The following is a 12,533-nucleotide window of genomic DNA, read 5'->3' on the forward strand; positions in this document are numbered from 1 at the left end:
GACGAATCGTTACAGGAAGGCCGGCTTCCGCCGGCCTTCTTTACATTTACATAACTAAACGACGAATGTCAGACAACATATTGCCGATGATGGTGATGAATCGTGCACCATCAGCACCGTCGATTACGCGGTGGTCGAAGGAGAGAGAAATCGGCATCATCAGACGCGGAGTAAACTCTTTACCGTTCCACACCGGCTCCATCGCCGATTTAGAGACACCCAGGATAGCCACTTCCGGCGCGTTCACGATCGGCGCGAAGTGCGTGGTGCCCAGGCCGCCCAGGCTGGAGATGGTGAAACATCCGCCCTGCATGTCGCCCGCTGTCAGCTTACCGTCACGCGCTTTCTTCGAAATCGCCATCAGTTCACGCGACAGCTCGGTGATGCCTTTCTTGTTCACGTCTTTGAAGACCGGAACCACCAGGCCATTTGGTGTATCAACCGCCACACCGATGTTGATATATTTTTTCAGCGTCAGTTTCTGCGCATCTTCAGACAGCGAGCTGTTGAAGCGTGGCATCTGCTCAAGCGCCGCCGCGACCGCTTTCATGATGAACACCACCGGGGTGTACTTCACATCCAGCTTACGCTTCTCTGCTTCAGCATTCTGCTGCTTACGGAAGGCTTCCAGATCGGTGATATCGGTTTTGTCGAAATGCGTAACGTGCGGGATCATTACCCAGTTACGGCTCAGGTTCGCGCCAGAAATTTTCTGGATACGACCCAGTTCCACTTCTTCGATTTCGCCAAATTTACTGAAATCAACTTTCGGCCATGGCAGCATGCCTGGCAGACCGCCGCCGCTGGCTGCAGCTGGTGCTGCTTCAGCGCGTTTCACGGCCTCTTTCACGTAAGTCTGCACGTCTTCTTTCAGAATGCGACCTTTACGGCCGGTGCCTTTGACTTTTGCCAGGTTAACACCGAACTCGCGCGCCAGGCGACGGATCACCGGGGTAGCGTGAACGTAAGCGTCGTTCTCTGCGAACTCACCTTTGCTATCCGCTTTAGCTGGAGCAGGTGCCGCGGCTTTAGCTTCAGATTTGGCAGCAGGGGCCGGTGCGGCTTCCTGTTTCGCGGCCGCAGGGGCAGCCGGAGCAGCACCTTCGACTTCGAACACCATGATCAGTGAGCCGGTGCTGACTTTATCGCCGGTCGCCACTTTCAGCTCTTTGACGGTACCTGCAAACGGCGCAGGCACTTCCATAGAGGCTTTGTCGCCTTCAACCACAATCAGTGACTGCTCAGCTTCAACTTTGTCGCCGACTTTGACCAGTATCTCGGTAACTTCAACTTCATCACCGCCGATATCCGGAACGTTAACGTCTTTGGCGCCTGCAGCCGCGGCAGGTGCCGATGCCGCTTCTTCTTTCACTTCTGGCTTCGCGTCAGAGGCCGGTGCTGCGCCTTCTGCTTCAAAGACCATGATGGCTGAACCGGTGCTGACCTTGTCGCCGGTGGAAATAGTGATCTCTTTGACCACACCCGCGAACGGAGCCGGGACTTCCATCGACGCTTTATCGCCTTCCACCACAATCAGTGACTGCTCGGCTTCGACTTTGTCGCCAACCTTAACCAGAATCTCAGTGACTTCAACTTCGTCACCGCCGATATCCGGCACAGCCACTTCTTTGCTGGCCGTGGCCGCAGCAGCGGCTGGCGCTGGCGCCGCGTCCGCTTTTTTCTCTTCGGCGGCGGCAGGTGCTGCTTCCGCAGCGCCTTCAGCATCAAACACCATGATCAGTGAGCCGGTTTCAACTTTGTCACCGGTAGAGATTTTGATCTCTTTCACTACGCCAGCCTGCGGCGACGGCACTTCCATTGAGGCTTTGTCGCCTTCCACGGTGATCAGCGACTGCTCGGCTTCCACCTTGTCGCCAACTTTCACCAGAATCTCGGTGACTTCAACTTCGTCAGACCCGATATCCGGTACCTTAATTTCGATAGCCATTACTCTATTACCTCTTAAGCCAGACGCGGGTTAACTTTATCGGCATCGATATTGAATCGGGTGATCGCATCGGCCACCACTTTCTTCTCGATCTCGCCGCGTTTAGCCAGCTCACCCAGCGCGGCAACCACCACATAAGATGCATCAACTTCAAAGTGATGACGCAGGTTCTCACGGCTGTCAGAGCGACCAAAGCCATCGGTACCCAGTACGCGATAATCGCTGGCCGGGACATAGCTACGAACCTGCTCAGCGAACAGTTTCATGTAGTCGGTTGAGGCGACAGCAGGTGCGTCGTTCATCACCTGAGCGATGTAAGGTACGCGCGCTTCTTCTGTCGGATGCAGCATGTTCCAGCGCTCACAATCCTGGCCATCACGTGCCAGTTCAGTGAACGAGGTGACGCTGTAGACATCAGAGCCGATACCGTAATCTTTCGCCAGGATCTGCGCAGCTTCACGCACATGACGCAGGATAGAACCTGAACCCAGCAGCTGCACTTTGCCTTTGCTGCCGTCTACCGTTTCCAGTTTGTAGATACCCTTACGGATACCCTCTTCTGCACCAGCGGGCATTGCTGGCATATGGTAGTTTTCGTTCAGCGTGGTGATGTAGTAGTAAACGTTCTCCTGCGCTTCGCCATACATACGCACCAGACCGTCATGCATGATGACAGCCACTTCATAGGCGTAAGAAGGATCGTAGGAGATACAGTTCGGGATAGTCAGCGACTGAATGTGGCTGTGACCATCTTCATGCTGCAAACCTTCGCCGTTCAGGGTAGTACGACCTGAGGTGCCGCCGACCAGGAAGCCGCGCGCCTGTTGGTCGCCCGCCAGCCACATCAGATCGCCGATACGCTGGAAGCCGAACATCGAGTAATAGATGTAGAACGGGATCATCGGCAGGTTGTTGGTGCTGTAAGAGGTCGCCGCAGCCAGCCAGGATGAACCTGCGCCCAGCTCGTTGATCCCTTCCTGCAGAATCTGGCCTTTCTCGTCTTCTTTGTAGTAAGCAACCTGCTCGCGGTCCTGTGGGGTGTACTGCTGACCGTTCGGGCTGTAGATACCAATCTGACGGAACAGACCTTCCATACCAAAGGTGCGCGCTTCATCGGCGAGGATCGGAACCAGGCGATCTTTGATCGACTTGTTCTTCAGCATCACGTTCAGGGCACGTACAAAGGCGATGGTGGTTGAGATCTCTTTGTTCTGCTCATCCAGCAGCGCACTGAACTCTTCGAGTGCTGGCATTTCCAGCTTTTCAGTGAACTTCGGCTGACGTGTTGGCAGGTAGCCGCCTAACTTCTCACGCTGACCGTGCAGATACGTGTGCTCTTCAGAGCCCTTTTCAAAGGTCACGTACGGCAGTGATTCAATTTTGTCATCTGCAACTGGCACGTTGAAGCGATCACGGATATAGCGCACGCCATCCATGTTCATCTTCTTCACCTGGTGGGCAATGTTTTTGCCTTCCGCGGTGTCGCCCATACCATAACCTTTGATGGTATGCGCCAGGATCAATACTGGCTTGCCTTTGGTGTCCTGCGCTTTTTTCAGTGCCGCGTAGATTTTCTTCGGATCGTGGCCGCCACGGTTCAATGCCCAGATTTCATCATCGGACAGATCTTTAACCAGCGCGGCGGTTTCCGGATATTTACCAAAGAAGTGCTCACGCACATAGGCACCATCACGGGATTTGAAGGTCTGGTAATCGCCGTCGACGGTTTCGTTCATCAGCTGAATCAGCTTGCCGCTGGTATCTTTGCGCAGCAGCTCATCCCAGCGACCGCCCCAGATGACCTTGATCACTTCCCAGCCAGCGCCGGCAAAGATGCCTTCCAGCTCGTTGATGATCTTGCCATTACCGGTCACCGGGCCATCCAGACGCTGCAGGTTGCAGTTGATGATGAAGACCAGGTTATCCAGTTTTTCACGGGTCGCGATGGTGATCGCGCCTTTGGATTCTGGCTCATCCATCTCACCGTCACCCAGGAAGGCGTAAACGGTCTGAGCAGAGGTATCTTTCAGGCCACGGTGTTCCAGATACTTCAGGAACTTCGCCTGGTAGATAGCCGACAGCGGACCCAGACCCATTGATACGGTCGGGAACTGCCAGAATTCCGGCATTAATTTCGGGTGCGGATAAGAAGAGAGGCCTTTACCGTCAACTTCCTGACGGAAGTTATTCATCTGGTCTTCGGTCAGACGACCTTCAAGGAACGCACGGGCATAGATGCCGGGAGAGATGTGGCCCTGGAAATAGACCAGATCGCCGCCATCCTTCTCACTGCGCGCGCGGAAGAAGTGGTTGAAGCACACTTCATAAATCGTCGCAGAAGACTGGAAGGAGGACATGTGGCCGCCGAGTTCCAGATCTTTCTTCGATGCGCGCAGCACCGACATGATGGCGTTCCAGCGAATTGCGGAACGGATACGACGTTCAAGAGAGGTATTGCCCGGATAATCGGGTTCATCTTCAACGGCAATAGAGTTGATGTAGTTGCTGATTGCAGAAGATCCTGCAGCCACGTTTACGCCGCCTTTGCGGGCTGCACCCAGTACCTGATCAATCAGATACTGTGCACGTTCAACACCTTCTTCACGGATGACCGATTCGATCGCCTGTAGCCAGTCACGAGTTTCAATCGGATCCACGTCATTGTGTAAACGTTCTGACATGGGTGTGTTCCTTATCTGTGTCTAATACGTTGAATAATCGGGAGCCTGTTAAAGCAGATGCAGGCAGGCTCGTCTGATGTCAGTACGATCTTTGTCGCACGTTATTCCTTACGTTGCTGTAAACGACGCAGGGAGCGTTCTCGACGGCTCTGCTCCCGACTTCTGTCCAGCAAGATTTCCTCTATGAACGCCAGGTGACGGTGTGAAGCCTCGCGCGCTTTTTCTGGCTCACGAGCCACAATCGCCTCAAAGATTCTGGCGCGGTGACCGCTCACTTTTGCCAGCATTTCCCGGCGCGAGTAGAGCAATTCGAAATTCTGGCGAACGTTTTGTTCCAGCATAGGGCCCATTGAGCGTAGCAAATGTAAAAGCACAACATTATGGGCCGCTTCTGTGACAGCGATCTGATACTGCATCACTGCGTCCGCTTCGGCGTCTAAATCGCCGCTGTCCTGCGCCTGCTGGATATTCACATGGCAGTCGCGAATGCGCAGCAGGTCTTCCTCTGTGCCGCGCAGCGCCGCGTAATAGGCGGCGATGCCTTCTAAGGCATGGCGCGTTTCCAGCAGATCAAACTGTGATTCCGGATGGTCGGCGAGAAGCTCAACGAGTGGATCGCTTAAGCTTTGCCAGAGATTCTCCTGCACGAACGTTCCGCCACCCTGTCGGCGCAGCAATAATCCTTTGGCTTCTAAGCGCTGGATCGCTTCGCGGAGAGACGGACGTGAGACATCGAATTGTTTGGCGAGTTCGCGCTCAGGCAGCAGCTTCTCTCCCGGACGCAGGGTCCCTTCCATAATCAGCGATTCGAGCTGTTGCTCGATAGCGTCGGAGAGCTTAGGTTGGCGAATCTTACTGTAAGCCATCATCCCTTCTTATCAAGCCAATCGTCCGGAGTAAATTGGTAATACCAATTGTAAAGAGGTGCCGGTAAAGTAACAAAGTATTCACCTTGTGTCTATATGGTGTCTGCGACATTCACCTGCTCCCAAAGCCTGTGCTGGCGCTAACTTGCGGTTAAAAAAATGAAAAATTCGCGTTACCGCAAATGTTAAATAATTTCACTTTTACCAAACCTTACACCCGCTTAGCGCGTTAGCGCAGCGGCAGACATAAGTGAAAGCTATTCGTCATTAACGGAATTTCATGGCAGAAGTTGCTGTGGGCAGACGTGACCAGGACGGCGTTTTTTCAGTCAACTCTCAGCACGAAAGGCGAAAGCAGGTGCAAAGCGATTCGCTTATCACTATTCTTGTCGCCAGGGTAGCAGATGGCACTATTCAGCACGCCAGATACCGTAAAATAATCAATACGTTATTGTAACTACTTCATTACAGCGTCCTGCGCTGCGAACGAAGAATAAAAACATCACGAGGTTTGTATGGAACAACAGCAAGGCGAAGCGCTGAAACGTGGTCTCAAGAACCGCCATATTCAGCTCATCGCGCTGGGTGGTGCAGTGGGAACCGGCCTGTTTCTGGGCAGTGCATCGGTCATTGAATCCGCCGGACCGGCCGTAATTCTGGGCTATGCAATTGCCGGTTTTATTGCCTTTTTAATCATGCGTCAGTTAGGTGAAATGGTCGTGGAAGAGCCGGTCGCCGGCAGCTTCAGCCACTTCGCGTATAAATACTGGGGCAACTTTGCAGGCTTCGCCTCGGGCTGGAACTACTGGGTGCTCTATGTGCTGGTCGCCATGGCGGAACTCACCGCCGTTGGCAAATATGTCCAGTTCTGGTGGCCAGACTTTCCGACCTGGGCTTCGGCTGCCATCTTCTTCGTGATGATTAACGCTATCAACCTGACCAACGTGAAAGTGTTTGGTGAGATGGAGTTCTGGTTCGCCATCGTTAAAGTGGTTGCGGTGATTGGCATGATCCTGTTCGGAGGCTGGTTGCTGTTCAGCGGTCACGCGGGTCCGCAGGCTACCGTGCGCAACCTGTGGGAACAGGGCGGATTTTTCCCGCATGGCATCGGCGGTCTGGTGATGGTCATGGCGATTATCATGTTCTCCTTTGGTGGCCTGGAGCTGGTGGGTATCACCGCCGCTGAAGCCGATAACCCGGAAGTGAGCATTCCAAAAGCGACCAACCAGGTGCTGTGGCGTATTCTGATTTTCTATATTGGTTCGCTGGCGGTGCTGCTGTCACTGATGCCGTGGACGCGTGTCACGTCAGAAGTCAGCCCGTTTGTCTTTATCTTCCACGAGCTGGGCGATGCCATGGTAGCGAATGCGCTCAACGTGGTCATCCTGACAGCGGCGCTATCGGTCTATAACAGCTGCGTTTACTGTAACAGCCGTATGCTGTTTGGTCTGGCACAGCAGGGTAATGCGCCGAAAGCGCTGCTGAAGGTCGACCGTCGCGGTGTGCCGGTATTAACGATTCTGGTCTCTGCTGTCGCCACTGCGCTGTGTGTGCTGATCAACTATCTGATGCCGGGTGAAGCGTTTGGCCTGCTGATGTCGCTGGTCGTCTCTGCGCTGGTGATCAACTGGGCGATGATCAGCCTGGCGCACCTTAAGTTCCGTCGTAAGAAAGATAAGCAGGGCGTAACCACCCGCTTTAAAGCGCTGCTCTATCCGGCCGGTAACTGGATTTGCCTGATTTTCCTGGCGGCGATTCTGGTACTGATGGCGACCACGCCGGGCATGGCGATCTCTGTCTGGCTGATTCCGGTCTGGCTGGTCATTCTGGGCGTGGGTTACTTTATCAAGAACCAGACACAGAAAGCCTGATGCTTTACCACGTGCTGCGACCTCCTGCGGGGTTGCAGCACGTCACCCGCGCCTCTCTGTCCGTCTCAACTGCCCCGATCCAGTTCACACTTCTCTCCCCGCAACTGTTTTGTCCATCTTCATAACGAATTACTCCCGTTCATCTCGCTGATTTCCTGCCAATAATTCCTGTTCACACTGGATGCGCAGGAGAAAACCATGAAAGGTACAGCCCTCCCGTTTCGGGAAAAACTGGGATATGGCATGGGCGATGCCGGATGCAACATGATTGGCGGTGCCATCATGCTGTTCCTGAACTACTTCTATACCGACGTTTTCGGCCTGGCCCCGGCGCTGGTGGGGACCCTGCTGCTCTCGGTCAGAGTGCTCGATGCGGTAACCGATCCGATTATGGGCGCGATCGCCGATCGCACCCAGAGCCGCTGGGGCCGTTTTCGTCCCTGGCTGCTGTGGGTTTCCGTGCCTTATGTCGTCTTCAGCGTAATGATGTTCACCACGCCAGACTGGACCTACCACAACAAGGTGATCTGGGCCTTCGTCACCTACTTCCTGATGTCGCTGACCTACACGGCGATTAACATCCCTTACTGCTCTCTGGGCGGCGTGATTACCAACGATCCTGGTGAGCGCGTCTCCTGCCAGTCTTATCGCTTTGTCATGGTCGGCATCGCCACGCTGATACTCTCTCTGTCACTGCTGCCGATGGCAGAGTGGTTCGGTGGCGAAGACAAAGCGCGCGGCTACCAGATGGCGATGGCGGTACTGGCAACCATTGGCCTGGCGATGTTTCTGTTCTGCTTTGCCACGGTACGTGAACGTATCCGCCCTGCCGTGCCGAGCAATGATGACCTGAAAAAAGATCTGCGTGACGTCTGGAAGAATGACCAGTGGGTACGCATTCTGCTGCTGACCTTCTGTAACGTCTGTCCCGGCTTCATCCGTATGGCGGCCACCATGTATTACGTGACCTGGGTCATGGGCCAGTCGACGCACTTCGCCACGCTGTTTATCAGCCTGGGTGTGATTGGCATGATGGTCGGCAGCACGCTGGCGAAATTGCTCACCGATCGCTGGTGCAAACTCAAAGTCTTCTTCTGGACCAATATCGCGCTGGCACTCTTCTCCAGCGGTTTCTACTGGATCGATCCCCACGCCACCGTGATGGTCGTGATCGCCTACTTTGTGCTGAATATCCTGCATCAGATCCCCTCTCCGCTGCACTGGTCACTGATGGCCGATGTGGATGACTACGGCGAATGGAAAACCGGCAAACGCATCACCGGCATCAGCTTCTCCGGCAACCTGTTCTTCCTCAAGGTGGGACTGGCGGTTGCCGGTGCGATGGTCGGCTTTCTGCTGTCGATCTATGGCTACAATGCAGGTGCTAAGCAGCAGTCACCTGAGGCGATTAACGGCATCATGCTGCTGTTCACCATTATTCCGGGTGTCGGCTATCTGATTACCGCCGGTGTGGTACGACTGATGAAGGTCGACCGCAAAATGATGATTACCATCCAGCAGGATCTCGCGCTGCGCCGCGAAAACTTCCATGAGTTACACACCGTTCGCCTGCGCGACGGTGTTGTCACGCCAACCGGAGATGTTAAATGACCGCAATCTTGCCGAATCCTTTTATCGAGCAGCGTGCCGACCCCTTTATCCTGCGCCATGAACAGTTCTATTACTTTGTAGCATCGGTGCCAGAGTATGACCGGCTGGAGATCCGTCGCGCCACGACGCTGGCTGGCCTGCGCAGCGCCGAGCCGGTAGTCGTCTGGCGCAAGCCCGAGAGCGGCCCCTTTAGCGAGTTAATCTGGGCACCTGAGCTGCACTACATTGACGGACAGTGGGTCATCTATTTCGCGGCAGCACCGACGCGTGAAATCAAAGAGGGACTGTTTCAGCACCGGATGTATGCGCTGGTGTGTGAGGCGGAAGATCCGCTGCAGGGCGATTGGCAGCCCTGCCGCCGGGTCTTCAGCCAGTTCGACAGCTTCTCACTGGATGCCACCCACTTCATGCATCAGGGTAAAAACTGGTATCTCTGGGCGCAGAAAGATCCATTGATTCCCGGCAACTCTAACCTCTATCTGGCTGAGCTGCTTAATCCCTGGACGCTGAAAGGCACGCCGGTGATGCTGAGCCGGCCGGAATATGAGTGGGAGTGCGCAGGCTTTAGCGTTAATGAAGGACCGGCGGTTATCCGTCACGGGGATCGGCTGTTTGTGACCTACTCTGCCAGCGCCACCGATGAGAATTACTGTCTGGGAATACTGTCGATTGCTGCTGATGCCGATCCGCTTGATGTCGCCGCATGGCAAAAGTCTGCACGGCCGGTATTTGTCTCCAGCTGGGACAACCATCAGTATGGGCCGGGTCACAACAGTTTTACCCAGGATGAGGCGGGACGCGACGTGCTGGTGTACCACGCGCGTAACTACACTGAAATTGAAGGCGATCCGTTATGGGATCCGAACCGCCATACCCGACTGAAATATTTCAGCTGGCGGGAAGATGGCACGCCTGATTTCGGCGTGCCGCCTGCCGATTACACCAGCGTGCCGTAAATCGTCAGCAACGCGACAGCGACCACCAGTACCAGTGAGGTACGTTTCGCTAACGCCACGGCAACCCGTGGCGTTTCGACTTTATCGGTGTGCGGATCGCGTGACAGTGAGAACTGCGCCAGGGTCGTCAGCACCTGATACTGAGAACGATGCCGATCGGTCAGCGAAGCAAACCAGGCGGGCAGCGCTTTCTCGCCATGACCCAGCAGGGCGTAAGCCACACCCGCCAGCCGCGCCGGGATCCAGTCGAGAAGATGCAGAATGGCATCCACGCCAGATTGTGAACGCGTCATCGGTGTTCCATGCTTTGCCAGCCAGCCTTGCCAGGCCCGCAGAAAAGCGTAACCCACCAGCAGCACCGGCCCCCACGGACCGCCTACCACCAGCCAGAACATTGGCGCAAGGTAGAAACGGAAGTTTATCCAGATCAGGGCATTCTGCAGCTCACGCAGGAACTCGCGCTCGCTGCATTCCACCGGCACGCCATGAATCAGCGTCAGTTCAGCCGCCATCGCCTGATGCGCAGCGTCGTCATCATGACTGGCCGCTTTCAGGTAGCTGTGGTAGTGCTGTCGCACCGACCCGGCACCGATACAGAGCAGTCCGGCAACAATCCAGAAGAGCAGCTGCAGCACGCCAAACAGCAGCCCTTTCAGACTCCAGATCACCAGCGCGGTCAGCGCCATCGCCAGCACGGTCATCAGCAGAGTGCGCATCATTGAGAAATGGTGGCGCTGGCGAAAGATCGGCTCCAGCCGGTGTTCGAGCTGCCAGTGCTCGCCCAGTTTAAACAGGCGCTCCCAGCCTAAAACCAACAACAAGGTAAACAACGTCATACTGACTCCGCAAAAATCAGGATTTTTGCTGCGTTAACAGCTGTTTGTAGTAGTCCCAGTCAAAAGCAGGTCCGGGATCGGTTTTGCGTACCGGTGCGATGTCACTGTGCCCCGTGATACGTGCAGGCGTTAACGGATAGTGTTGCAGCAGTAATTGCGTCACCTGCTGCAAGGCCCGATATTGCGCCTCGCTATAAGGCTCACTGTCTGTTCCTTCCAGTTCGATGCCTATGGAGAAGTCGTTGCAGTTCTCACGTCCTTCGAACTGCGAAATGCCTGCATGCCAGGCGCGTTTATCAAAGGGGACATACTGCACGATCTCCCCGTCACGGCGAATCAGGCAGTGTGCCGCCACTTTCAGCGCGGCGATATCCGCAAAATAGGGATGGGCATCGGGCGGTAAGGTGCCGGTGAACAGTTTATCGATCCATGGCCCGCCAAATTCACCGGGTGGCAGGCTGATATTGTGGATCACCAGCAGTGAAGGTGCCTCATTATCAGGGCGTTCGTTGCAATGCGGCGACGGCACATGACGCACGCGGGTCAGCCAGCCCTGTTTGATTTTCATAGCGGTTTTCCTTATTTCACCTGGCTGAGAATAGCATGAATAATAAAGGATTCTTGCTTCTTAGTGTGCCGGTCTGATGACATTCACGCACTGCGTGTTAAGGATACTAAACAAAATACTATCAGTTGCTGGAACCGAATGGCGGTTCAGGCTATTGTGACCGCCTCTGTCATTTCCCCTTTCAGGAGTAAAACGCCTATGTCATCCCGTGGTTATGATCCCGACAGCCGTCGTCAGGCGCTGATTAAACGCATTGAAAGTGACATTCCGGATAGCGTTGCGCTGGCGTTAAAAGAGGATCTCGGGGGCGAGATCGACGCTGACCGCGATATCACCGCGCAGCTGTTACCCGCCGATACCCAGGCCGATGCGCAGGTCATCACCCGCGAAGCCGGTGTTTTCTGTGGTAAACGCTGGGTTGAAGAGGTGTTCATTCAGCTCGGCTCACACGCGACCCTGATCTGGCATGTCGAAGATGGTGATCAGATCGAGGCTGACCAGCTGCTGTTTGAAATCGAGGGGCCTGCCCGGCTGCTGCTGACCGCCGAGCGAACGGCGCTTAATTTTGTGCAGACGCTCTCAGGCGTTGCTACCGAAGTCAGCCGCTATGTCGCGCTGCTGGCGGGAAGCCAGACGCAACTGCTGGACACGCGTAAAACCCTGCCCGGACTGCGGACTGCGCTGAAATATGCCGTGTTGTGCGGCGGTGGCAGTAATCATCGGCTGGGCCTCTCTGACGCTTATCTCATCAAAGAGAACCATATTATTGCCAGCGGTTCGATTCGGCAGGCAGTAGAAAGAGCGCAATGGTTGCAGCCCGATGTGCCGGTTGAAGTTGAGGTGGAATCGCTGGAGGAGTTACGTCAGGCGCTGGAAGCGGAAGCCGATATCGTGATGCTGGATAACTTCAGCCTGGAAGCGATGCGTGCCGCCGTCGAACTTAATCAGGGTCGGGCGTTGCTGGAGGTCTCCGGTAACGTCACCGAAACTACCCTGCCACAGATCGCCCTGACCGGCGTGGACTATGTTTCGGTTGGCGCGCTGACCAAACATGTGCGGGCGCTGGATCTCTCGATGCGCTTTAAACAAAAATAGCCTGCCTCGCCGTCACTCAACACGGCGATTTTGCGACCCTGCTTCCGGCGCAGTTTCGACTGCGCTGTAAGTCTGAAATCTGTTCACATCACGCTTTCCAG

The 12,533-nt window shown here is 55.1% G+C and carries 9 protein-coding genes; 4 read left to right on the forward strand and 5 right to left on the reverse strand.

Annotation, left to right across the window (positions count from 1 at the left end; translation table 11 throughout):
* Positions 1–46: 46 nt before the first annotated feature.
* From aceF to pdhR, 3 genes are all read right to left on the reverse strand, one after another.
* Entirely contained in the window at positions 47–1,948 is a 1,902-nt protein-coding gene (gene aceF / locus OK412_RS14520; RefSeq protein ID WP_039386527.1) for a pyruvate dehydrogenase complex dihydrolipoyllysine-residue acetyltransferase, read from the reverse strand.
* Positions 1,949–1,962: 14 nt separating this feature from the next.
* On the reverse strand, positions 1,963–4,629 hold the full coding sequence (gene aceE / locus OK412_RS14525; RefSeq protein WP_010253944.1) for a pyruvate dehydrogenase (acetyl-transferring), homodimeric type: 2,667 nt from the start codon (positions 4,627–4,629) through the stop codon (positions 1,963–1,965).
* A gap of 101 nt (positions 4,630–4,730) precedes the next feature.
* Positions 4,731–5,495: a pyruvate dehydrogenase complex transcriptional repressor PdhR gene (gene pdhR, locus OK412_RS14530; protein WP_010253942.1), complete on the reverse strand. Its 765-nt coding sequence runs from the start codon at positions 5,493–5,495 to the stop codon at positions 4,731–4,733.
* 515 nt (positions 5,496–6,010) lie between these two features.
* On the opposite strand from pdhR, the gene aroP reads away from it, so the two are divergent.
* The 3 genes from aroP (at position 6,011) to OK412_RS14545 (ending at position 9,933) form a co-directional block, all read left to right on the forward strand.
* Positions 6,011–7,366 carry an aromatic amino acid transporter AroP gene (gene aroP / locus OK412_RS14535; protein WP_033756570.1) on the forward strand — a complete coding sequence of 452 codons (1,356 nt, stop codon included), beginning with the start codon at positions 6,011–6,013 and terminating at the stop codon, positions 7,364–7,366.
* A gap of 198 nt (positions 7,367–7,564) precedes the next feature.
* Positions 7,565–8,977 (forward strand): glycoside-pentoside-hexuronide (GPH):cation symporter, encoded by a 1,413-nt coding sequence (locus OK412_RS14540; RefSeq protein WP_264353281.1) that lies wholly within the window; start codon positions 7,565–7,567, stop codon positions 8,975–8,977.
* Positions 8,974–9,933 (forward strand): family 43 glycosylhydrolase, encoded by a 960-nt coding sequence (locus OK412_RS14545; protein ID WP_250489159.1) that lies wholly within the window; start codon positions 8,974–8,976, stop codon positions 9,931–9,933. The genes OK412_RS14540 and OK412_RS14545 overlap by 4 nt, the downstream gene beginning before the upstream one ends.
* On the opposite strand, the gene ampE is transcribed toward OK412_RS14545, so the two are convergent.
* Together ampE and ampD are read right to left on the reverse strand one after the other, a co-directional pair.
* Complete coding sequence (ampE, locus tag OK412_RS14550) at positions 9,915–10,769, reverse strand: beta-lactamase regulator AmpE (protein WP_264353282.1); 855 nt, start codon at positions 10,767–10,769, stop codon at positions 9,915–9,917. The genes OK412_RS14545 and ampE overlap by 19 nt on opposite strands.
* A gap of 16 nt (positions 10,770–10,785) precedes the next feature.
* A complete protein-coding gene (gene ampD, locus OK412_RS14555; RefSeq protein ID WP_010671836.1) occupies positions 10,786–11,337 on the reverse strand; it encodes a 1,6-anhydro-N-acetylmuramyl-L-alanine amidase AmpD in 552 nt (183 codons plus the stop codon).
* A 198-nt stretch (positions 11,338–11,535) separates the two neighbouring features.
* On the opposite strand from ampD, the gene nadC reads away from it, so the two are divergent.
* Positions 11,536–12,432, forward strand: coding sequence for a carboxylating nicotinate-nucleotide diphosphorylase (nadC, locus tag OK412_RS14560; protein ID WP_010671835.1), 897 nt, complete (start codon positions 11,536–11,538; stop codon positions 12,430–12,432).
* Positions 12,433–12,533: the final 101 nt, after the last annotated feature.

Source organism: Pantoea sp. JV6 (assembly GCF_025910055.1).
GTDB lineage: Bacteria > Pseudomonadota > Gammaproteobacteria > Enterobacterales > Enterobacteriaceae > Pantoea > Pantoea agglomerans.

What these genes read in the sequence shown, in the direction of transcription:
- OK412_RS14540 (WP_264353281.1), top strand. Translation starts at nt 7,565, where the DNA reads ATGAAAGGTACAGCCCTCCCGTTTCGGGAAAAACTGGGATATGGCATG.
- nadC (WP_010671835.1), top strand. Translation starts at nt 11,536, where the DNA reads ATGTCATCCCGTGGTTATGATCCCGACAGCCGTCGTCAGGCGCTGATT.
- ampD (WP_010671836.1), bottom strand. Translation starts at nt 11,337, where the DNA reads ATGAAAATCAAACAGGGCTGGCTGACCCGCGTGCGTCATGTGCCGTCG.
- aroP (WP_033756570.1), top strand. Translation starts at nt 6,011, where the DNA reads ATGGAACAACAGCAAGGCGAAGCGCTGAAACGTGGTCTCAAGAACCGC.
- aceF (WP_039386527.1), bottom strand. Translation starts at nt 1,948, where the DNA reads ATGGCTATCGAAATTAAGGTACCGGATATCGGGTCTGACGAAGTTGAA.
- pdhR (WP_010253942.1), bottom strand. Translation starts at nt 5,495, where the DNA reads ATGGCTTACAGTAAGATTCGCCAACCTAAGCTCTCCGACGCTATCGAG.
- aceE (WP_010253944.1), bottom strand. Translation starts at nt 4,629, where the DNA reads ATGTCAGAACGTTTACACAATGACGTGGATCCGATTGAAACTCGTGAC.
- OK412_RS14545 (WP_250489159.1), top strand. Translation starts at nt 8,974, where the DNA reads ATGACCGCAATCTTGCCGAATCCTTTTATCGAGCAGCGTGCCGACCCC.
- ampE (WP_264353282.1), bottom strand. Translation starts at nt 10,769, where the DNA reads ATGACGTTGTTTACCTTGTTGTTGGTTTTAGGCTGGGAGCGCCTGTTT.